At 70.4% G+C, this 21,233-nt stretch carries 18 protein-coding genes; 12 read left to right on the top strand and 6 right to left on the bottom strand.

The window, feature by feature from the left end; genetic code table 11:
* Window positions 1–15 precede the first annotated feature (15 nt).
* Together galE and NITAL_RS15160 are read right to left on the bottom strand one after the other, a co-directional pair.
* Window positions 16–990 (bottom strand): UDP-glucose 4-epimerase GalE, encoded by a 975-nt coding sequence (gene galE, locus NITAL_RS15155; RefSeq protein WP_052667083.1) that lies wholly within the window; start codon window positions 988–990, stop codon window positions 16–18.
* A 3-nt stretch (window positions 991–993) separates the two neighbouring features.
* Window positions 994–2,679, bottom strand: a complete 1,686-nt coding sequence (locus NITAL_RS15160; protein ID WP_169786854.1) for a glycosyltransferase — start codon at window positions 2,677–2,679, stop codon at window positions 994–996.
* Window positions 2,680–3,258: 579 nt separating this feature from the next.
* On the opposite strand from NITAL_RS15160, the gene NITAL_RS15165 reads away from it, so the two are divergent.
* The 4 genes from NITAL_RS15165 to rfbC all read left to right on the top strand — a co-directional run bounded on the left by NITAL_RS15165 (window position 3,259) and on the right by rfbC (window position 8,251).
* Window positions 3,259–5,478 carry an NAD-dependent epimerase/dehydratase family protein gene (locus NITAL_RS15165; protein WP_052667085.1) on the top strand — a complete coding sequence of 740 codons (2,220 nt, stop codon included), beginning with the start codon at window positions 3,259–3,261 and terminating at the stop codon, window positions 5,476–5,478.
* Window positions 5,479–5,545: 67 nt separating this feature from the next.
* Entirely contained in the window at window positions 5,546–6,331 is a 786-nt protein-coding gene (gene rfbF, locus NITAL_RS15170) for a glucose-1-phosphate cytidylyltransferase (RefSeq protein ID WP_052667086.1), read from the top strand.
* Window positions 6,332–6,404: 73 nt separating this feature from the next.
* On the top strand, window positions 6,405–7,655 hold the full coding sequence (locus tag NITAL_RS15175; RefSeq protein WP_052667087.1) for a hypothetical protein: 1,251 nt from the start codon (window positions 6,405–6,407) through the stop codon (window positions 7,653–7,655).
* Window positions 7,656–7,699: 44 nt separating this feature from the next.
* A complete protein-coding gene (rfbC, locus tag NITAL_RS15180; RefSeq protein WP_052667088.1) occupies window positions 7,700–8,251 on the top strand; it encodes a dTDP-4-dehydrorhamnose 3,5-epimerase in 552 nt (183 codons plus the stop codon).
* A gap of 12 nt (window positions 8,252–8,263) precedes the next feature.
* On the opposite strand, the gene NITAL_RS15185 is transcribed toward rfbC, so the two are convergent.
* The 3 genes from NITAL_RS15185 to NITAL_RS15195 all read right to left on the bottom strand — a co-directional run bounded on the left by NITAL_RS15185 (window position 8,264) and on the right by NITAL_RS15195 (window position 11,458).
* Complete coding sequence (locus NITAL_RS15185; RefSeq protein WP_052667089.1) at window positions 8,264–9,598, bottom strand: UDP-glucose dehydrogenase family protein; 1,335 nt, start codon at window positions 9,596–9,598, stop codon at window positions 8,264–8,266.
* A gap of 1 nt (window position 9,599) precedes the next feature.
* The gene (locus tag NITAL_RS15190; RefSeq protein ID WP_211262435.1) at window positions 9,600–10,682 is read right to left on the bottom strand and encodes an NAD-dependent epimerase/dehydratase family protein; all 1,083 of its coding nucleotides are present in this window, start codon (window positions 10,680–10,682) and stop codon (window positions 9,600–9,602) included.
* A gap of 101 nt (window positions 10,683–10,783) precedes the next feature.
* The gene (locus NITAL_RS15195; RefSeq protein ID WP_052667091.1) at window positions 10,784–11,458 is read right to left on the bottom strand and encodes an IspD/TarI family cytidylyltransferase; all 675 of its coding nucleotides are present in this window, start codon (window positions 11,456–11,458) and stop codon (window positions 10,784–10,786) included.
* A 176-nt stretch (window positions 11,459–11,634) separates the two neighbouring features.
* Between NITAL_RS15195 and NITAL_RS15200 the strand changes: the two genes are divergently transcribed.
* The 8 genes from NITAL_RS15200 (at window position 11,635) to NITAL_RS15235 (ending at window position 20,533) form a co-directional block, all read left to right on the top strand.
* Window positions 11,635–13,347 carry a carbamoyltransferase C-terminal domain-containing protein gene (locus tag NITAL_RS15200; protein ID WP_052667092.1) on the top strand — a complete coding sequence of 571 codons (1,713 nt, stop codon included), beginning with the start codon at window positions 11,635–11,637 and terminating at the stop codon, window positions 13,345–13,347.
* 84 nt (window positions 13,348–13,431) lie between these two features.
* Window positions 13,432–14,607, top strand: a complete 1,176-nt coding sequence (locus NITAL_RS15205) for a glycosyltransferase family 4 protein (protein WP_052667093.1) — start codon at window positions 13,432–13,434, stop codon at window positions 14,605–14,607.
* A gap of 109 nt (window positions 14,608–14,716) precedes the next feature.
* Window positions 14,717–15,577, top strand: a complete 861-nt coding sequence (locus NITAL_RS15210; protein WP_052667094.1) for a glycosyltransferase family 2 protein — start codon at window positions 14,717–14,719, stop codon at window positions 15,575–15,577.
* A 153-nt stretch (window positions 15,578–15,730) separates the two neighbouring features.
* Window positions 15,731–16,372, top strand: coding sequence for a methyltransferase domain-containing protein (locus tag NITAL_RS15215; protein WP_052667095.1), 642 nt, complete (start codon window positions 15,731–15,733; stop codon window positions 16,370–16,372).
* 39 nt (window positions 16,373–16,411) lie between these two features.
* Window positions 16,412–17,347 (top strand): polysaccharide deacetylase family protein, encoded by a 936-nt coding sequence (locus tag NITAL_RS15220; RefSeq protein ID WP_083442204.1) that lies wholly within the window; start codon window positions 16,412–16,414, stop codon window positions 17,345–17,347.
* Complete coding sequence (locus NITAL_RS15225; protein ID WP_052667097.1) at window positions 17,344–18,342, top strand: glycosyltransferase family 2 protein; 999 nt, start codon at window positions 17,344–17,346, stop codon at window positions 18,340–18,342. Before NITAL_RS15220 ends, NITAL_RS15225 begins: the two co-directional genes overlap by 4 nt.
* 20 nt (window positions 18,343–18,362) lie before the next feature.
* A complete protein-coding gene (locus tag NITAL_RS15230) occupies window positions 18,363–19,253 on the top strand; it encodes a glycosyltransferase family A protein (protein ID WP_052667098.1) in 891 nt (296 codons plus the stop codon).
* On the top strand, window positions 19,250–20,533 hold the full coding sequence (locus NITAL_RS15235; protein WP_052667099.1) for a glycosyltransferase family 4 protein: 1,284 nt from the start codon (window positions 19,250–19,252) through the stop codon (window positions 20,531–20,533). The genes NITAL_RS15230 and NITAL_RS15235 overlap by 4 nt, the downstream gene beginning before the upstream one ends.
* Here NITAL_RS15235 and NITAL_RS15240 read toward each other — a convergent pair.
* Window positions 20,464–21,198, bottom strand: a complete 735-nt coding sequence (locus NITAL_RS15240; protein ID WP_052667100.1) for a hypothetical protein — start codon at window positions 21,196–21,198, stop codon at window positions 20,464–20,466. The two genes, NITAL_RS15235 and NITAL_RS15240, sit on opposite strands and share 70 nt — an antisense overlap.
* Window positions 21,199–21,233 lie beyond the last annotated feature (35 nt).

Here is a 21,233-nt window from a genome sequence, read left to right on the forward strand (position 1 = left end):
CCCTCCCGCGGGTGGTCAACCGGATCGGTACCAGCGCCAGGCATCCTCGACGATGGTCGCCAGGTCCGACCGTGAAGGGTTCCAGCCGAGGTCGCGGCGTGCGCGCTCGACCGCCGCGACGAGCTCCGGCGGGTCACCCTCACGTCGAGCACGGACGCACCGTGCCACCGACCTCCCGGTCGTTCGTTCGACCTGGTCGATGACCTCGAGGACGGACGCGCCGACGCCCGTCCCGAGGTTGCAGGCGAGGGACGCACCGCCGGCGCGCAGGTGCTCGAGCGCTCGGACGTGCGCGTCGGCCAGGTCGGAGACGTGCACGTAGTCACGGACGCAGGTGCCGTCAGGGGTGGGGTAGTCATCGCCGAACACCTCGACGTGCTCGAGGTGACCGGCCGCGGCCGCCAGCACGAGCGGGAGCAGGTGTGTCTCGGGTTCGTGTCGCTCGCCGATGTCGACGTCCGGGTCGGCGCCCGCGGCGTTGAAGTACCGCAGAACGACCGAGCGCAGGCCGTGGACGGTCTCGTAGTCGCGGAGGATCCGCTCGACCATCAGCTTGGAGGAACCGTACGGGTTGATCGGATGCTGGTCATCGTCATCCCCGATCCGACCGGCGGCCGGCACGCCGAAGGTCGCGCAGGTGCTGGAGAACACGAACTGGTCGACACCGTGGTCACGCATCGCCTCGAGCAGCGCCAGCGTGCCGCCCACGTTGTTGGTGTAGTAGCGACCCGGTTCCTGCATGGACTCGCCGACGTAGGCCAGGGCGGCGAAGTGCAGCACGGCGATCGGACGGTAGGTCTCGAACGCTCGCCGCAGCGTCGCCTGGTCCTGGAGCGACCCGACCTGGAGGGGGCCCCACTGGACGGCCGAGACGTGGCCCCTCTCGAGGTCGTCGTAGCTGACCGGCGCGTAGCCGGCCCCGTGGAGCGCCTTGCACGTGTGGCTGCCGATGTAGCCCGCGCCGCCGGTGACCAGGACGACTGGTTGCACGCCTCAGCCTTCCCTCGAGACATCGGACGCTTCCCGTGCCTCCAACCACCGTTGCGCGTCACGTATCCAGGCCCGGTCCGACAGCAGCGCCCGGCGCAGGCGGGTCTGGGTCGCTGGCGGCAACAGCACGCCCGCCGACCGGGGGACCGAGCCGAGGTCGCCGGCTGCCACGGCGCGGGCGAACGCACGAAGGGCCGCCGGACGGTCGCCGGATCGCAGCTCCTCGGTCGCGACGAACCGGTGCTGCGCGCCCCAGTCGATGCGGCGTCCACCGGTCAGGTCCCCTCGCTTCCGTTCCAGGAGGAACAGCTGACGCTGGAACCGCGCCGAGTCACGGGACATGTTGCTGCCGTGCTGGCGGTAGGCCACCAGGGGCTCCGACACGGCGGCCGGAGGACCTCGCCGAGCCAGGCGCAAGGCGACGTCCCAGTCGGCGGGGAACGGCAGCCGGGGATCGAGCAGACCGTCGGCGTCCAGCTCCGTCCGACGCCAGATGACGTTGGACATCCCCCCCGGTAGCACGAAGCGGTACGGGAGCTGCCGCATCATCGTTGCCGGGTCAGGCGGACGGCGCCCACCGAGGATCCGATCCTCACCGTCGACGTGGACGCAGCCCGCGTAGACCCAGTGGCGACCGGTAGCCACTGCGGCCGCGAGCTGGAGACGGAGCTTGTCGGGAGCCCAGAGGTCGTCGTCGTCGAGCATGCCGACCCACTCGGTCGTTGCCGCCGCGAGCCCGGTGTTCCGGCCGCCGACGCTGCCGAGCGACACCTCGTTCCGGATGACCCGGAGCCTCGGGTCGGTGCACGAGGCCAGGTACCCGCTGGTGCCGTCGTCGGAGCCGTTGTCCACGACGATGACCTCGTGCTCGATACCGCGTTGTGCGAGTGCGCTGTCGAGGGCGCTGCGGAGCATGGCCCGCCGGTTGAAGGTCGAGATCACGACGGTCACACGCGCGCGGCGATCGGTGCCCGATGCGCTGCGCTGCCGCGCCGCGATCACGGCGTGTGGTCTTCGCCGCGCTGGGGTTGCTCCCTCCGGTGCGATCGGATCCCCGCCAGCCATGCTCGTGGTTCCGGCCGCCGGTATCGCGAGTCGGGGCAGGAGGGCGCGTCGCGCAGCCGCCCCCCGGCGGGCGTCGCGCCGATCCATGGCGGCTGGCGGCATCGAGACCGCCAGGTAGCTGCGCAAGGCCGCCTCCGCTGCCTCGATCTCGAGGTCGGCAGCGGTCGCGTAGCTGAGCAGGCAGGCAGCGATCCAGCCGCGGCCGCGGAGGCCCTCGACGATCGCGGCGGCGCTCGGATGGCCGAGCAGCGCGTGGCCCTGCACCAGGAAGTGGAAGAGGTCGAAGTAGGGCTGGTGGCCAGGACCGGCTGCCTCCCAGTCGACCAGGCACCAGCCGTGCTTGGTCGGCAACAGGTTCCACGGAGCGACGTCGCCGTGTGCCGTGCCCGTCCCGTCGGGCTGACGCCGAACCGCGTGGAGCCGCCCGAGCGCGGAGGCGACGGCGGGATGCATGCGCCACGGCCACAGCTGTAGCCGCCACGCGATGGGCTCGTAGACCAGCCGTCCGGCACTCGCGCTGTGGAGGCGGGGTGCCGACAGCGGCGGCTCGAGCAACGGCCCGATGTCCGTGAGCGCTGCCGCTTCACGGGCGAGTTGCTCGCTTCCGACGACCGTCGCGCTCACCTTCACGACGTACCGCGCTCTGCCCGCGGCGTCCATGACGAAGGCAAGGGCACGATCAGGGTGGTTGCTCCGGGCCGTCGCGATCGTCCCGCCGCTCGGGACCAGATCGGCGATCCGATCGAGGATCCACCCTTCCGGCGCCGTTCGAGCTCCGAGCCTCATGGCACCCGAGGCCGCCAGGCCGTAGCCGAGCGCCCACGCCACGTGTGCGCGCGGGCTGACCGGTCGGTGGACGCGCAGGCTACGCCGCGCCATCTGGGCCGGGGCCGGAGGCACGACCCAGCGCGCGTTGCGGTGGCTGGGCAGCCCGATCCACCCGTTCGTGGCCCCCCATCGCTGCGCGCGACCACAAGACGCGTGCCCGCGCGCCACTGCCGAGTCCGGTGCAACTCTGCTCACGAAGGACGTACCCCACTCCCCGTGTGATCGCAGAGCTTAACGCTCGAACCCCGACCGGTCGTCGCGTTGTCGCAGAACGTGGCCGAACCAACGACGTTGGTCAGTCCTCGACTGACCGATCCGTGGGCGCCGCGGCGAGTCGCGTGGTTAGCTCGATGGGAGGCGAGGCATGGGGGGCGGATGGATGCTCATGGTGCGGAGGGGCGGATCCCGATCGCGGTGATCGGCTGCGGAGCGATCGCGACCCGGTTCCACCTACCGCTGCTCCGTGAACGGTCGGATGTCGAGCTGCGGGCCATCGTGGACCCCGATACGTCGCGGGTCGAAGAACTCGCCCACCGGTTCGAGGTTCCTGTCGTCGCTGCGGACCACACGGAGCTGTCCGCCAGGGGCGTGCGCGCCGCGATCGTGACCGTGCCGAACCATCTGCACGCACCCGTCGCGGTCGATCTGCTCGAGGCAGGGGTGCACGTCCTCGTCGAGAAGCCGCTCGCGCCGACCGCCGACGCCTGCCGAGCGATGATCGAGGCAGCACGTCGGAACGCCAGGATCTTGGTCCCGGCCCTGCCCTTCCGATTCTCCGGCGGTGTGACGGCCGCGCGCAGGATGCTCACATCCGGGCTGCTCGGCCCCGTGGGCGAGATCCGCATCGCCTACGGGGCCGGCGTCGGATGGCCCGCTGCCACCGACCATCTCCTGCGGCGCGAGATGGCGGGCGGAGGGACCTTGCTCGATCTCGGCAGCCACGTGCTCGACCTGGTGGTCGGTTGGTTCGGTGACGTGGAGGTCGTCGACTACCGCGACGACAGCCACGGTGGCGTCGAGGCCGACGTGCTCCTCGAGCTTGCGTCGCCGACGGGTGCCCACATCTGCGTGGAGCTCAGCCGGACCCGCGATCTGGACCAGACCGTCACCTTCGTCGGAGAGCGTGCGACGCTCACGGCGGGCATCGGCACCGACCGCCTCGAGCTGGAGGTGGACGGCGAGATCGTGGCGGGCCCGCCATCCACATCGGCCGGCCCTGCCCGGGGCCACGACCTCCACGATCTGTTCCGCACGGTCCACGACGACTTCTTCGGTGCGATCTCCACCGGCCGCCCGACGGTGCTCTCGGCTGAGGACGCGGCACGTTCGATCGCGCTCATCGAAGCGTGCTACGCCGCACGACGTCCGCTCCGACTGCCGTGGGTGACCGTCGACGAGCGGTCGGGCCCGCTCGCGGGCAAGCGGGTACTGGTCACGGGCGCCACTGGGTTCATCGGCGGCCGTGTCGCGGAGAAGCTCGCGCTCGAGCATGCGGCCGAGGTCAGGGCGCTGATCCGCTCACCCGCCACCGCCATGCGGTTGGCGCGCTTGCCGATCGAGTTCGTTCGGGGGGCGATCGAGGACCCGTCAGCCGTGGATACGGCCGTCCAGGGCTGCGACGTCGTCATCAACTGTGCCCACGACATCCGCACCAGCGGGCTCAACCATCGGTCCGGTGTCCGCGGCGTGGAGTTCGTCGCCGAGGCTGCGCTGCGGGCGGGCGTCGAACGGCTCGTGCACGTCAGCTCCGCCGCCGTCTACGGCAACGGTCATCAGGGCGACCTCACCGAGACCTCAACGTACGAACGTGCGCCCAACAGCTACGTCGCGTCGAAGCAGGTGGGGGAACGCCTCCTCGCGCGGCTCCACCGCAGCTGCGGCCTCCCTGTCGTCGTCATCCAACCGCCCATCGTGTACGGACCGTGGGGACGGGTCTGGACCGCGCGGATCATCGAGCAGCTCTCCGCTGGCGTGCTCGCGCTGCCCGATGGCGGGCACGGTGTGTGCAACGCGGTCTACGTGGACGACCTCGCGGACGCCATCGTGTCGGCCGCCACAGCGGACGACGTCACCGGTGAGGTGTTCCTGGTGTCCGCCGCCGAGCCGGTCAGCTGGCGGGGGTTCTACGCCGCCTTCGAAGCGATGGTCGGCCACCAGGCGGTCCTCGACGTGCCGAGCGGGCTGTTGCCGCGCCTCGCCCGGCGGGAACGCCGCCGCACCCGCCGTCATCTGTTGCGAGTCACCGCCGGCGGGCTCCGTCGAGCCGTCGCCAACCCTGACACCGTCGCGACGCTGCAGCGGTTGCCGGCGGCACAGCGCACGGCTGGGCTGCTCGTGGACGTCCTCCCTGCGCAGGGCTGGGAGGCTCTGAAGGAGCTCGTGACAGGCGGTCAGGAGCCATCGCCGAGGTACGGGTATGCAGCGGCTCGGAAACTGATCCACGTACCATCGACCGATGACACCGCGCTCTACTGCTCGACGGCCCGCCTGCGGATCGACAAGGCCCGGCGGCTGCTCGGCTACCGCCCGCGCTTCGACCTCGACGAGGGTATGCGTCTCACCGCCGAGTTCAGCCGCTGGGCACGGCTCGCCTAGACATGACGCCACCGTCCACGGGATCCTGGTTATGCTCCGTTCGGGGTCGAGGGCGTGAGGCGAGCCGGTGAAGGCAGTGATACTCGCGGGGGGCTTCGGGACTCGCTTGAGCGAGGAGACCGCCGTCCGTCCGAAGCCGATGGTCGAGATCGGGGGACGCCCGATCATCTGGCACATCATGCGGTACTACGCCGCCTACGGCGTCCAGGATTTCGTCGTCTGCTGCGGCTACAAGGGCGACATCATCAAGGACTACTTCCTGAACTACGGGCGGCTCGCGTCCGACATCACCGTCGACCTGGCATCCGGTGACGTCACGGTGCACCGCGGGGCGAACGAGCCCTGGCGCGTGACCCTCGTGGACACCGGGCTGGAGACGATGACCGGTGGCCGGGTGCGGCGCGCGCGGCCGTACATCGGGGACGAGACCTTCTGTCTCACCTACGGTGACGGTGTGAGCGACGTGGCCATCGACGAACTGATCGCCTTCCACCGGCGGTCCGGGGTCCTCGCGACCCTGACCGCGGTCCAGCCACCCGGCCGGTTCGGTGCCATGACCTTGCCGAAGGGAGAGGATCGGATCGCGGCCTTCCAGGAGAAGCCGGCGAACGGGGACGGTGGCGACGAGGCCTGGATCAACGGCGGGTACTTCGTGCTCGAGCCCGACGCGATCGACTACATCGACGGTGACGGGACGGTGTGGGAGCGTGACCCGATGGAACGCCTGGCACGCCAGGGGCAGCTTGCCGCCTTCCGACACCGCGGCTTCTGGCAACCGATGGACACCCTCCGCGACAAGAACCTCCTCGAGGAGCTCTGGTCGCAACGTCGTGCCCCCTGGGCTGTCGCGTGAGCGTCCAGATCCATCGAGCGAGCCTCGTGGATCGTCGCACGCATGCGAGCACCTTCGTCCGAGGAGCCGCCGGATGCTGACGCCTGTGACACGCGCGTCCGAGGCCGATCCGATCGTCGTCGCGGTCGTCGGTGCTGGCTTCGTGGCCCGCGGCCTCGTGCACCGGCTGGCCAGGAGGGCATCGATGGCGGCGCCACTGGTCGTCAACCGACGCCCAGGTACGGCGGCCCGGATCCTGGAGCTGGCGGGCTACGAGGTCGACGCGATCGTGCGCAGCGACGATCCGGCCGTGCTGGCGGAGGCGGTCACGCAAGGACGACCGGCGGTCGCGTCGGACGCGGCGATCCTCCCCGAGGTCCGCGGCATCGACGTCGTCGTGGAGGCGACAGGCGCGATGGAACACGGCACGCGTGTCCTGCTCGATGCCCTCGGGCGCGGTCGCCACGTGGTGTCCATGAACGCCGAGGTCGACGCCCTGCTCGGACACCACCTCGATGCGGTCGCTGCGGCGAACGGTGCGACCTACTCGATCGCCGACGGCGACCAACCCGGCGTCCTGCTGCGGATGATCGACGAGACTCACGCGCTCGGCCTCGAGGTCGCCGTCGCGCTCAACTGCAAGCGCAACCTGAACACCCACCAGAACCGTGCTGACAGCCAGCCTTTCGCCGAGCGTGACGGCACCAGCGTGGCGATGACAACGGCGTTCGGTGATGGCACGAAGATGCACATCGAGAACGTCGTGGTCGGCAACCTCAGTGGCCTCACGCCGCCGCGGATCGGGACGCCAGGGGTGCGCACCGAGCTGGCCCGGGCCGCAGACGACGTGCGGACAGCGGGGGTGCCGGCGGGCAGCGTCCACTACACCCTCGGCGGTGACTTCGGCGGGGGCGTTCTGGTCCTCGCGAGCTCGACGGATCCTGACGTCGATGCGCCCTACCTGCGGTACGGCAAGCTCGGGGACGGCCCGTGGTACCCCCTTTTCCGGCCCTACCACCTGATCCACATGGAGGTCCCGACCACGATCGAGCAGGTCGTGTGGGGCGGACCACCACTCGGTCGTCGGACCCCGGAAGCCGTCGCGATGTGTGCCGCGGTGGCCAAGCGGGACCTGTCCGCAGGCGAGGTGCTCGACGGGATCGGGGGCGACGCCTGCTACGGCGTCGCCGCGAGCCGTGACGAGGGTGAGCACCTGTTGCCGGTCGGTCTGGCCGAGCACGCGACCTTGCGTCGGTCGGTGGGGATCGATCGCCCGGTCACGCTCGAGGACGTCGAGCTCGACGAGGACGCACTCCTCGTCGACCTGCACCGCTCGATGCCCTGAGAACCTGTGGTCGGCTCGTTGGTCGCGAGGAGACGGAGGAGCGTGTGCAGTTCGAACCGCTGGACGTCACGGGTGCGTTCCTGCTGCGACCCGAACGGCGTGCCGACGCACGTGGCTGGTTCGCGAGGGTGTTCTCGGCCGACGAGTTCGCTGCCCACGGCCTCGACGTGACGATCGCACAGATCAACCTCACGGCGACCGAACGGGCGGGGACCGTCCGAGGGCTCCACTACCAGCTGCCGCCCGCTGCCGAGTCGAAGCTGGTGCGGTGCACCGAGGGTGCGATCTTTGACGTGGTCGTCGACAGCCGTCCCGGCTCGCCGACCTTCGGGCGCTGGGCCGGCGCCGAGCTGTCGGCCGAGGACGGTGTGTCCCTCTACGTCCCTGCTGGGTGTGCACACGGGTACCAGGCGCTCGTCGACGGGACGCGGACGCTGTACCACGCGAGCGTCAGCTACTCGCCGCAGCACGAGCGGGGGATCGATCACGCCGATCCGCAGCTGGCGATCTCGTGGCCCCTCCCCCCGAGCGGGCTCTCCGAGAAGGACGCCTCGCTGCCACCTCTGAGCGAGGCGGACCTCCCTGGTCAGGACTGACGTGGGCTCGGGTCAGATGTCAGCGGGGAACCCGATGCCGTCGTAACGAGGGAACGCGTCCGGCGTCAGCATCCGCCGGCCGTCGACGAGCAAGGTCGAGCGGCCGGCGAGCAGCTCCGGCAGTGCGGCGTACTCCGGCCAGGCCGTGACGAGGATGATGGCGTCGGCGCCGTCGATCGCCGTGGCGAGGTCGTCGACGAACGAGATCCCGTCGCTTCCGAGCGCCGCCTCGGCGTGCACCAGCGCGACTGGGTCGTGGACGACGACCTCAGCGCCGGCGTCGCGGAGCAGGGAGATCACCGCGAGTGCGGGAGACTCCCGCACGTCGTCGGTGCCGGCCTTGAACGCCGCGCCCAACACCGCGACGCGGGCGCCCCTGGGGTCGAGGTGGCGGCGCAGGCGATCGACGAGCACGCCGGGCTGCGCGGTGTTGACCGCCAGGACGGAGCGCAGCAGCGGCATGTCGACCTCCACGGCCTCGCCGTGGGCCACCAGCGCCTTGACGTCCTTCGGGAAGCAGCTCCCGCCGAAACCGCAGCCGGCTTCGAGATAGCTGAGCACGCCCGGCGAGATCCGTGCGCCGTCGACGACGGGGGAGAGCCGGCGGTCGAGGTGAACGCCGCCGAGCACCTCGGTGACGTCGGTACCGAGCTCCCCGCAGAGGTTGCCGATCTCGTTGGAGAAGGAGATGAGCGTCGTCAGTAGCGCGTTCGAGGAGTACTTGATCATCTCCGCCGTCCTGGGGTCGACGCGGAGCACGGGCACGTCCTGGAACACCGAGTAGAGCTCGGTCAACACGTCGAGGGTCCGCTCGTCGATGCCGCCGAGCACGATGCGATCGGGTGCCAGGAAGTCCTCGACGGCCGCTCCCTCCCGGAGGAACTCGGGGTTCATGGCGAGCCCGATGTCGGTGCCGAGGTGGCGCCCGGAGCGCGCCTCGAGCACCGGTCCCACGACGTCCTCCGTGGTGCCTGGCACCACGGTGCTCTTGACGACCACGACGTGGTAGCGATCGATGCTGGCGAGCGCGTGGCCGAGCTGATCGGCAGCGCCTTCGATCTGTCCGAGATCGATGCGGTCCTCTCCGAAGGGGGTGCCGACGGCCAGCATCGTCACCTCCGTCTCGGCGATCGCCGCGATCACATCCGTCGTCACCCGGAACCTCTCGCCGAGCACACCCCGGAGCAGCTCCGCCAGGCCGACCTCGTGGATCGGACAGATGCCGGCGTTGATGCTGGCCACCTTCTCCGCGTCGAGGTCGACACAGACCACGTCGTGACCGAGGTGGGCCAGACAGACACCCGAGACCAGCCCGACGTAGCCGGTCCCGACGATCGAGATGCGCACGTCAGCTGCCCCCTTCGGCGAGGTACCAGCGCAGGGCGCGCTCGAGGCCCTCGTCGAGCTCGACCTCCGGTTCGTAGCCGAGCTCCGTCCGGGCTTTGTCGATGACCGGGCAGCGACGGCTCGGGTTGTCGGTCAGGTAGTCAGGGTCGTCCGAGGTGCGCTGCACGACCTGACCCGCGTAACCGGTCAACCGGTGTGCGACGTCGACGACCCGGTCGGCAAGCTCTCGAACCGAGATCTCCGGGCGGTCGGCGCCGATGTTGTACGGCTCACCCGGGCGGCCGGCTGTGAGTATCCGGTAGTACCCGTCGACGGCATCCATCACGTAGCAGAAGGTCCGCGTCGCTCGGCCGTCCGAGAGCAGCACCACGTCCCGGTCGGCGAGGACGTCACGTGCCAGGTCGGGCAGGACCCGCCGGTCGTCGATGCGGAGACCGGGTCCGTAGTTGTTGAAGGGGCGGGCGATCGTCACGGCGACGCCGCGTGCGTGGGCGAAGTTCACGCAGAGCGTCTCGCCGTAGCGCTTGGACTCGTCGTAGCAGGCGCGCGGCCCGGTGCACGAGACCTGCCCACGGTAGGTCTCGATCGTGGGGATGTTTGCCGGGTCGGGGTCGCCGTAGATCTCGCTGGTCGAGAAGAAGAGCAGCCCGTGTACGGGAGTCGCCGTGTCGGCGCGCGCTGCCGCATGGTCGAGCAGGACGCGCAGCCCGCCGACGTTCGCGTCCATCGTCTCGATCGGATGCCTGCGGTAGTAGGTCGGCGACGCCACGGACGCCGCGTGGATGATGTGGTCGAAACGTGGCTCCGTCGTCGGCAGCGGGACCATGACGTCGCGTTCCACGACCCGCAGCGCGCGATCGTCACGGCCGGACAGCCAGCTCGGCACGCCGCGGAGGAAGTTGTCGTGGACGGTGACCCTGATCGGGTCCTGGCTCGGGTTCACCGCGTTCCAAGCCAGCGGCGCCTGCACGAGGTAGTAGCCGAGGAAGCCTGCGCCGCCCGTGATCAGCAGCTCCGCACCGGCCATGGCCGCGAAGGCGTCGTGGAGCCGATCGGTGAGCCGATCGAGGTCGCGTGTGGCCACCTCGGGAAGCGTGTGCGATCCGGCGGTCGTCAACGGAGCCCTCACTCGGTGCGTGACACCGCCCAGTCTGCCCTGTCCGGCCGGCGCACCGAGCCGGGATGCTAACGCCGGGCAGCGGTGAGGAGGGCGGCCACGATCTCCAGATCCTCCGGGGTCGCGACGTGGAGGTTGCGAGGATCGCCCGGGATGATCTGGACCGCGAAGCCGCACGCCGTGACGAGTGTGGTCTCCTCGATGGCCGGGCCGCCCCTGGCGTGCGCCGCCCGGAGCACGTCGAGTCGGAAGGCGGCCGGTGTCTGGACCAGAACCAGATCGTCCCGACCGATGACCTCGCCGAGCACCCCGTCGGGCGCTCGGCGCGCCAGGTCCGCGGGCCGAAGGCCGGGCACCGCCGCGGCGGCGCCGGCGTCGACGGCGGCCAGGAGCGCCCGGATGGTCCCGGTCGACGCCAACGGGTTGGCGGCCTGGTGGATCAGGACGGTGCCGTGGGTCTCGTCGATCGCGTCCAGTCCACGACGCACCGATGCACCCCGGTCATCGCCTCCGACGACGACGGCGTCGACCGGCGGGCCGTCCCATGTCTGACCGGCCGGCAGCACGAGCACGACACGGTCGCAGGTACTGGTGGCGGCTCGGACAGCCAGATCCACCAGGCGGTGTCCCGCAGCGCTCACGAACTGCTTGCGCCGCCCGAAGCGGGCGCCCTCGCCGGCCGCCAGGACGAGCGCGCAGGTCCGCTGACCCACCTCGGAACGACGCTCGTGTCGGCGATCCACGTGGCCGACCTCCTGTAACTGGTGACCAGGGACGAACCGGTCCTCGGCCCGGGAGCGTAACTCGCAGTCCGGCGCTGCCGCAGCGGTGTCGCGTGCTCCAGCCGCCTCGGAGGTCGGCGCGGCGGTACGTTCCTCGGTGGGGTGCGCGGTGACACGCGCACGAGGGGGTTAGCACGATGAAGATCCTGGGTATCAACGACCAGCACAACGCGTCCGCCTGTCTGGTCGTCGACGGGCTGGTCGTGGCCGCCGTCCAGGAGGAGCGGTTCTCGCGCATCAAGAACGAGTTCTGCTTCCCAGCCCGCGCCGTGGCGTGGTGCCTCGCGAGCACCGGTACCCGCCCGGACGAGTTGGACGAGGTGGCGATCGCGAGCGAGCACATCATCGGCGGCTTCACCGGCCCCGACCTGGTGCGCTCGTACGCGCGGACGAACCACCCTGTCACGCAGCTGCGCCGTGCCGCCCGGCGCACGCCGCTCCACGCCGTCCGTCGCAGGCAGCGACGCCAGGAACGGCTCGCGTCCGTGGTCGACTCGGGGCTCCCGCTCGACCGAACGACGTTCATCGAGCACCACACGGCCCATGCGGCTGCCGCCTACCACGGTTCGCCCTGGAAGGAGGATCCGGTCCTCGTCATCACCTGCGACGGGCAGGGCGACGGCCTCTCGGCCAGCGTCCGCATCGGCGAGCGAGGCCGCCTGTCGCCCGAGCTCGCCACCGTCAAGGCAGCCGACTCCCTCGGCAGCGTCTACGCCACCATCACGGCGCTCTCGGGCATGATCCCGCTCGAACACGAGTACAAGCTCATGGGGATGGCGCCGTTCGCTCCCGAGCCGGGTGGCGAACGCAGCTACCGACAGTTCGAGGGGATGTTCCGCTTCACCGACCCTGGCGGCATGTCCTGGACGCGCACCAAGAGCGTGCCGAGCATGGAGTACGCCTACCCGTACTTCCGTAAGCGCCTCGAACGGCACCGGTTCGACTGGATCGCGGCCGGTGTGCAGCGCTTCACCGAGGAGCACCTCGCTCGGTGGATCGGCAACGCCATCGCCGAGACCGGCGTCCACAAGCTCGCCCTCGGTGGCGGCGTCTTCATGAACGTGAAGGCGAACCAACGCATTTACCGGCTCGACGAGGTCGAGGACCTGTTCATCTTCCCGTCGTGTGGTGACGAGACCAACGCCATGGGGGCGGCGTTCGAGGCCCAGGCGACGGCGTCGGTCGGTACGACGGAGCCCGTCGGCATCCCGGCCCTCGGTCACGTGTACTGGGGACCGGGCATCGAGGAGGTCGAGGTCGAGGCGCTCCTGCCGGAGCTGGCCCGCGACGGCATGCACGTGCAACGGCACGACGACATCGAAGCAGCCGTCGTCGACCTGCTCGTCGCGGGGGAGGTCGTCGCACGGGCCAAGGGCAGGATGGAGTTCGGCGCACGGGCGCTCGGCAACCGTTCCATCCTCGCCGATCCGACCCGTCCTGACGTCGTCCGCATCATCAACGACATGATCAAGAGCCGTGACTTCTGGATGCCCTTCGCGCCCGCGATCCTGGCCGAGGAGAGCGACGACTACATCGACAACCCCCGCGGCATGGTCGCGCCGTACATGATCATGACGTTCGACTCCAAGCGTCCCGAGGACTTCCCGGCCGCGATCCAGCCCTACGATCGCACGGCGCGACCCCAGATCGTCTACCGCGAACACAACCCCGACCTCCACCGGCTGATCTCCGGCTTCCGGGACAAGACGGGCCGTGCTGTCGTGCTCAACACGTCCTTCAACCTCCACGGGTACCCGATCGTGTCCTCGGCGGCCGACGCGGTCTCGGTGTTGCGCAGCTCGGGGCTGCGGCATCTGGCCGTCGGCAACCACCTGATCAGCAAGGCCTAGCGATCCTGAGGACCACCCTGACGGAGCACCACGTTGTGTGATCCGAACGATCGAGCTCGTACGGCCAGGAACGGTGAGGGTCCCGTGACGGATGCCACGGGACAGCTTCCGGTCCTGACCCGCCCGCGGAAGGTCGTGATCGTCCAGGAGGTCGTGCTCCACTACCGTGAGCGTTTCTACGAGCTCCTCCGCGACCGTCTGCGCCGGGCAGAGATCGAGCTCGTCCTCGTCCACAGCAACGACATGACCGGCGATGTGTGGCGGTCCGGGGTGGACCTCCACTGGTCGCACCGGGTCCCTGTCCGACGCCTCCGTCTGGGCGGCCGTGAGCTGGTGTGGCAGTCCTGTTGGCACCTGCTGGACGGCAGCGACCTGATCATCGTCGAGCAGGGCAGCCGCCACCTGCTCAACTACCTGCTGTTCACGGGACAGGCCCTCGGTCGCCGTCGCGTCGCGTTGTGGGGCCACGGCCGCAACCTCGACGTCCGTGACTCCAGCCGGCTCGGCGAAGCGGTCAAGGCGATGGGAAGCCGCCGTGCGCACTGGTGGTTCGCCTACAACGATCTCTCTGCCGAGATCGTCGAGGGACTAGGGGTAGCACGCGGACGCATCACGGCGGTCCAGAACACGATCGACACGATCCGACTTCGCGATCGTGTGGCGGCGCTCACGGAGGACGATGTCCACGCGATGCGCCGGTCGCTCGGACTCGATGGCGGGCGCGTCGGGCTCTACCTCGGCAGCCTCGCACCGGGCAAACGGCTCGACTACCTGTTCGAGGCGAGCGAGGCGGTCCACGCCGCGGCCCCGGACTTCCACCTGATCGTCACCGGAGCCGGGACGGAGGATGCCAGGCTGCGACGCTTCGCAGCGGCCAGGCAGTGGGTGCATCCGGTCGGACCCGTCCGTGGGAGCGCGAAGGCGGGCATGCTGAGGGTCGCCGATCTGGTGCTGCTGCCCGCCGGCGCCGGACTCGCCGTCCTCGACAGCTTCGCTGCCGGAACGCCGATGGTCATCAGCCGAGCCTTCCCGCACGGGCCGGAGGCCTCCTACATCGAGCAGGGGGTGAACGGCGTGGCGGTCGATGACGGGGGTGACCCATCGGTCTACGGGCGAGCGATCGTCGACCTTCTCGCTGACCAGGCTCGCCGGACCGTGCTCGGGGCCCGTGCTCGCGAGTCCGCGGAGCGGTACACCATCGAGAACATGGTGGAACGGTTCGCTGGCGGGATCGAGGACGCACTCGCCGCCGGCACGTGAGGCATCTGCAACCCGACCGGCGATGCCCCGACGTCTATCATGAGACGCGGACGCCGGTCTCGCCGCGCGCTCGACCCGGCGGTGGCGGGGGTGGGTCGAGGGAGGTGGGGTGGACATCAGCGTGGTCATCCCATGCTTCGACGCCGCGCCGGTGGTCGGTCAGCAGCTGACGGCACTCGCAGATCAGGTGGACGCGCCACCGTTCGAGGTCGTCGTGGTCGACGATGGCTCGGGCGACGCAACCTCCGACATCGTGCGGGGTCACGCGGCTCGTCTCGCCGAGCTCCGGATCATCCGCCTCGATCACAGCGGCGGCGTGGCGAACGCCCGCAACGTCGGCGTCGAGCACGCCACCGGCAGCCGGGTGCTGTTCTGCGATGCCGACGACGTCGTGGCCCCCGCGTGGGTCGCCGCGCTGTCGAGCGCGCTGGACGAGCATCCGCTGGTCGCTGGCCCGCTCGAGTACGGGCAACTGAACCCAGCGTCGCTCGCTGCCGTCGCAGCCGGTCGGCAGACCCACGGTCTGCAGCTCGGTGACCCGCCGTTCCTGCCCTTCGCGGGAGGGGGCAACCTCGGGGCCAGACGTGAGGTCCTCGAGGCGATCGGAGGGTTCGACACCTCGCTCCCCGCGCTCGAGGACACCGACCTGTGCTTCCGAGCGCAGCTTGCCGGCTTCGCGCTGGCGTTCGAGCCCGCGGCCGTCGTCCACGTCCGCCTCCGAGGTTCCCTGCTGAGCTCGTACCGGCAGGGGTGGAGTTGGGGTATGGGCACCGCATGCCTCCACCGAAGGTTCCGCGCGTCGGGTATGCAGCCGCCGAACCGGTGGCGTCACCTCCTGGGTTGGTTCGCAGCGCTTCCACGCCTCTCGACGGTCCGCAGCCGTGAACACCTCGCCATCTGGTTGTTCGTCCACGGCTGGCGGGTCGGCCGCCTGCGCTTCGGGCTCGAGCATCGTCTGCGTGGTCCGTAGGCCGGTCCGGTCGGGCACGGTACGGTCGCCGTGGGGAGGGCATCGATGGGGCAGCCTTCGGATCTCGGACAGCCGCGGCCCGGCCCGAGGAGGGTCTGGGACCGGTTGCCGCCACGGTCGCGTCAGCGGCTTCGGCGGGTCATCCGTCCGGCAGTGTGGGGCAACCTCCGCCGGCCGGAACCCATCAGTCGCTCGTTCGGCTTCGATCGTGGTACCCCGGTCGACCGCTACTACCTCCGGCGGTTCCTGCTCGCCGAGTCGGACGCGATCCGTGATGTGGCCGGTGAGATCTCCGAACCGCGCTACGTGCGAGAGTTCGGCGGTGACCGGGTGACGCGGGTCGAGGTCATCGACATCGACGCGAGCAACCCCCGTTCGACGATCGTCGCGGATCTGGCGCAGGCGGGCAGCCTGCCCGCGGCCCACTTCGACTGCCTCGTGATCGTCCAGACGCTGCAGTACGTCGACCCGCTGGTCGATGCCCTCCGGACCTGCGTCGACGCGCTGGCTCCGGGCGGCACGTTGCTCCTGGCCCTCCCCGGGATCTCGGCTCACGACGCCCACGTCCCGTTCGAGAACGACTACTGGCGGTTCCAACCGGCTGGCGTCGACGCGCTGCTGCAACGGGTCGCGCCACAGGCACGGTCGATCGTCCGGGGCTACGGCAACCTCGTGGCCGCGGTCGCCGCACTCCACGGGCTCGCCGCGGAGGAGCTCAGCCAGGCGGAGCTGACACACCACGACCCGGGTTTCCCGGTCCTGGTGTGTGCGCGTGTGGACGTTCCCCCGAACTGACCGCTCAGATCGCGTGAGGCCCGCAGCTACGCTGCACCGATGCAGGCAGTTACGAGGTGGGCCAAGCCGGCGGCGGACCGGCTGCTCCGCCGGCCCCTGGCCGCCCGCGCGGTCGGCCGTATCGGCGGTCTCCGGGGTCGGGGTCTCGCGCTGCTGTGGCACCGGATCGGGCCGGACGGTCCGAGGACGCACGAGACCGTGCGGACGGTGGCGACGGCGGACCTCGCCGACCAGCTCGACGTGCTCGGTCGCCTGGGCGACATCGTCCCTCTGGGTGAGCTCGAGCAGCCACAGCCCGGTCCGCGGCCACGGTTCGCCCTGACGTTCGACGACGACGCCGCAGGTCACGTCGAGCACACGCTGCCGCTCCTGCGTGCCCGCGGCCTCCCGGCGACGTTCTTCCTGTCGGGCCGATGGGCCGTGGGCGATGGTCCGTACTGGTGGGAGCTGCTCGAGTCGAGGATCCGGTCCGAGGGCGCCTCCAACGTCGCAGCCGCGTACGGGCTGCCACGAGATGCCGACGCGACGAGGATCGCGCAGGCCCTCACGGGGACGCCGCACGCCGAGGATCTGGGCGAGGTCGCGAGGCGGAACGGACCGCCACCGATGACGCGCGCGCACGCGCTGGCCTTGGTGGCGGATGGCATGGAGATCGGGTTCCACACGCGGCAGCATCCGTCGCTCCCCACGTTGGGTGAGCACGAGGCGGAGCTCGCGGTCACCGTCGGACGGGCCGAGCTCGCGGCTGATCTCGGCGTGTCGATCGTCCGCTTCGCGTACCCTCACGGGCACGTGGACGACCGCGTCGCCGCGGTCGTGCGCTCCGGGGGGTACCGGAGCGCGTGGACGACCCGCAAGCGGACCGTCTCGAAGGGGCACGATCCCATGATGCTCGGACGTTGGGACCTCGGGCACCTCCCGCTGGACGCCTTCCGAGCCGCGCTCCTTCGAGGACTGGCGAGGCCCTCGCCGTGACCGGACCGGCGGTGGCCGTCGTCGTGCCGACCCACGATCGCGCCGCCCTCCTGGTGCCAGCACTCCAGAGCATCCTCGACCAGCGTGACGTCGCCCTCGAGGTGATCGTCGTCGATGACGGGTCGGGTCCCCGCGACGCTGCGGCGGTCCGGTCGCTGGCGGGCGGCTCGGTACGCGTCCTGCGCAACGAGGTGGCGGGCGGGGTCGGGGCGGCGCGGAACCGCGGGGCGGCGGCCGCACGGGCACCCTGGGTGTCGTTCTGCGACGACGACGATCTGTGGGTGCCCACCAAGCTCGCGCGCCAGTTGGATGCCGCCAGCTCGACGGAGCGGTGCTGGGCCTACACGGGGGCGGTGAAGTTCGAGGCGGGGCCCGTCGTCTGGCAGGTCATGGAGCCACCCACCCCTGCGGAGGTCCACGCCCGGCTCCCGAGCAAGAACGTCATCCCCGCCGGCGCATCCAACGTGCTCGTGGACCGGGAGGTCTTCCTCACCGTCGGCGGTTTCGACCCCGCGCTCGCGCACCTCGCCGACTGGGACCTGTGGTTGAAGCTGCGTGAGACGGGGCTCCCCGCCGCCGCCGCGGGCATCGGGGTCTGCTACCGCATGCACACCGGTGCGATGTCGCTGAACCCGAACGGCATCCTCGAGGATCTGGCGACCATCGACGTCCGGTGGCGTCACGCGCGCGGAGGTGAGGCGTTGGATCCCGGGCCCACGCACCTGTGGATCGCCATGAGCTGGCTGCGTGCCGGCCGCCGCCTCCCGGCCGCCCTCTCGTACCTGCGCGCGGCACGTTCGCGACCTCGGCGTGGCCTACGTGGGCTGCTCCGCACGGCCTACCCCCGGCCGCCGATGCCGCCGCGGGCCCAGCGCTCGAGCCGTGCCGGTGACGGGCGTCAGCGAGGCGGGCCAGCCGACCTGCCCGACGAGGTGCGCCATCTGCTGGCCGAGCTGGCAGCTGCGGGCGCCTCACCACCGGCGGCGCGTCCGTGACGGCGCCGCCGACCGTGTCCGTGGTGCTCATCTTCCACGACGACGAACACTTCCTGCCCGAGGCGATCGAGAGCGTGTTCGCCCAGACGTACACGGACTGGGAGCTGATCCTGGCAGACGACGGTTCGCGCGATGGCAGCACGGCCATCGCTCGACGGTGGGCCGAGCAGGAACCGACCCGGATCACGTACGTCGAGCACGCCAGCCACGCCAACCGGGGGCCTCCGGCAACACGGAACCTCGGGTTCCGATCCGCACGAGGGCGGTACATCGCGGTCCTGGACTCCGATGACGTCTGGGAACCGGACAAGCTCGAAGAGCAGGTCGCCATCCTGGAGACTCACCCCGATGTCGGGATGCTCTTCGGGACGTCGCTGTACTGGTGGAGCTGGCCGGGCGAGGCGTCGCCGGTGGCGGACCGGTTCATGCCGATCGGGGCGCCGAAGGACCGCGTCCATCAGCCGCCGGATCTCGCCTGGTTGCTGTACCCGCTCGGCAAGGGGGTGGCCCCGTGCCCCTCATCGTGGCTGATCCGGCGTGAGCTAATCGAGCGGATCGGTGGCTGGGAGGAACACATCCGCCCGGTCTTCGAGGACCAGGGGTTCCTCGCGAAGGCCTACCTCGAGACCCCGATCTGGGTGTCGAGCAAGTGCTGGGACCGCTACCGGCGGCACGCCGGCCAGATCGTGACGACGACGAGCACGCAGGGTCTCGACGACGCACGCCGCGAGTTCCTGAGCTGGTACGAGGGGTACCTGCGCGCTCGCGACGTTCGAGATCGACGGATCTGGGCCGCCGTGCAGCGTGCGTGGTGGCCGTTGCACCATCCACGGCTCGCCGCGGCCCGCCGCGGCGCAGGTCGGGTCCGCGCCCGGGTGCGTCGACGGCTGACCTCGAGAGGGAGCGGATGAGCTCTCACATCGCGTTGATCATGTGGGGCGATCTGTTCGAGGACTTCCACGACACGATCGACGTGTCCTTCGAGCGTTTCCGTACGGAGTACACCGGCAGCTGGCTCTTCGGCTACGTCGACGCCCTGGCCGCGGTCGGTGTGGCGACGACGCTCATCCACGTGTCCGCACGGGTCGACGGGGTTCGCCGGTTCGTGCACGAGCCTTCGGGTACGGATGTGGTGATCCTCCCCGCGCCGCGCCGACACCGCTGGCTGCGGTCGATGTACCGCCGCTCCAGCGTGCGCAAGTCACTCAGCTCGTTGGCGTCGTACGGGTCGATACCGCTGGCCGCAGCACTGCGCGAGATCCGTCGCTGCGGCGCCGATGCGCTCCTCGTGCAGGAGTACGAGCACGCGCGCTTCGACGTCGCCGTCCTCCTCGGGCGGCTCGCGCGGCGGCCGGTCTTCGCATCCTTCCAGGGCGGCGATCGACCCCACAGCCGCTTGGAGCGGTCGATCCGGCGGCGCACGGTGCGTGCGTGTGCCGGTTTGATCATCGGCTCTGGCCGCGAGCTGGGACGGGTCCGGGCGGTCTACGGCGTCCCACAGGTGCGTCTCGCCGCCATCCCGAACGCACTCGACGTGGCGTCCTTCTCGCCGGGGCCGCAGGATGAAGCGCGACGGCTGCTCGACATCCCCAGCACGACGCAGGTGGTCGAGTGGCACGGGCGTGTCACGATCCACCGCAAGGGGCTCGACGTGCTGCTCGCGGCATGGGAGCAGCTCTGTCGCCAGCGGCCGAACCGGGACGTCCTCCTCCTGCTCGTGGGCACGGGCGACGACGCCGACGAGTTCCGTGCGCGGATCGATGCCACGGAGCTCGACTCGATCCGGTGGCGCGACGAGTACGTCTCGGATCGCAGCGAGTTGCTGCTCTACCAGTCAGCGGCCGACATCTTCGTCCTCCCGTCGAGACACGAAGGGTTCCCCGTGGCGCCGATCGAAGCGATGGCGGTGGGGCTCCCGGTCGTCGCTGCTGACGCTCCCGGAGTTCCGGACCTGTTCCCCGACGGTGAACGATCCGGCGGGATCGTCGTGCCGCGTGAGGATGCTGCTGCACTCGCGGCGGCGCTCGGCCGGCTGATCGACGACCGCGACCTCCGCGTCGAGGTCGGCCGCCGAGCGCGCGATCGTGCCGAGGCCAACTACTCCTTGGAGGTGGTCGGCGCTCAGCTCAGCTCGTTCATGTTCGGCCGAGCGGCACCCAACGAGGCGTCGTTCGGCGGGGTCCGACCCTGACGGTCGGCACGGCGGAGCTGTTCGCGGAGGAACTCGTTCACCTCGGGCAGCGACTGGTTCGGCGGTCGGTCGGCTCGCACGACGGCGACCGGAACACCTCGGCTCCGCAAGCGTCCGACGATCGCGTCGATCTGCTGCGACATCGACGCCATGACCTCGGTCATCAGGAACTCTCGGCCTCTCGTGACCACGCGGTCGATCGCGAGCTCGAGCGGGAGATCGAGGAGCACGACGCCATCCGGTGGCGGGAGGGAATCCAGCAGGTCGGTCACCGCGCCACTGGCGGGCGGTACGACGGCCATCAGGAAGGCGGTCCGTTGCAGGATGGCCTCGTGGAACAACACCTGGTCACCGGGTCGTCTCACCCGTTCGGCGAACCCGTACTCCGACCAACTCTCGAAGAGCAGAGGCACCGCGATCTCGCGCTGGTCCGGCTCGGACACCAGATCGCCAGCACGGATGACCGCATCGCGGTGGTCCGGGTGATCCATGGCGAAGGCCGCAGCGTCCTTCGCATCTGGGGTCGGCGCGGTCAGGACCCGGAGCTTGAGCCGCTCGGGTAGGAGCCGCATGGCGACGCGATGCCGGCGCAGCGGCCGAACGCGGAGCCGTTCGCGCTGGATGAGCCCGGGGATGGAGAGCACCTCCACGTCCCGCTCAGCCATCTCGGCGAGCGTGGATTTGCCCGCGCCGGGGAGCC

The organism is Nitriliruptor alkaliphilus DSM 45188 (assembly GCF_000969705.1).
GTDB lineage: Bacteria > Actinomycetota > Nitriliruptoria > Nitriliruptorales > Nitriliruptoraceae > Nitriliruptor > Nitriliruptor alkaliphilus.

Bases quoted from the DNA above. Each gene is read 5' to 3' on its own strand.
- NITAL_RS15240 (WP_052667100.1), bottom strand. From the start codon at position 21,198: ATGGCTGAGCGGGACGTGGAGGTGCTCTCCATCCCCGGGCTCATCCAG.
- NITAL_RS15235 (WP_052667099.1), top strand. From the start codon at position 19,250: ATGAGCTCTCACATCGCGTTGATCATGTGGGGCGATCTGTTCGAGGAC.
- NITAL_RS15220 (WP_083442204.1), top strand. From the start codon at position 16,412: ATGCAGGCAGTTACGAGGTGGGCCAAGCCGGCGGCGGACCGGCTGCTC.
- NITAL_RS15200 (WP_052667092.1), top strand. From the start codon at position 11,635: ATGAAGATCCTGGGTATCAACGACCAGCACAACGCGTCCGCCTGTCTG.
- NITAL_RS15175 (WP_052667087.1), top strand. From the start codon at position 6,405: ATGCTGACGCCTGTGACACGCGCGTCCGAGGCCGATCCGATCGTCGTC.
- NITAL_RS15165 (WP_052667085.1), top strand. From the start codon at position 3,259: ATGGATGCTCATGGTGCGGAGGGGCGGATCCCGATCGCGGTGATCGGC.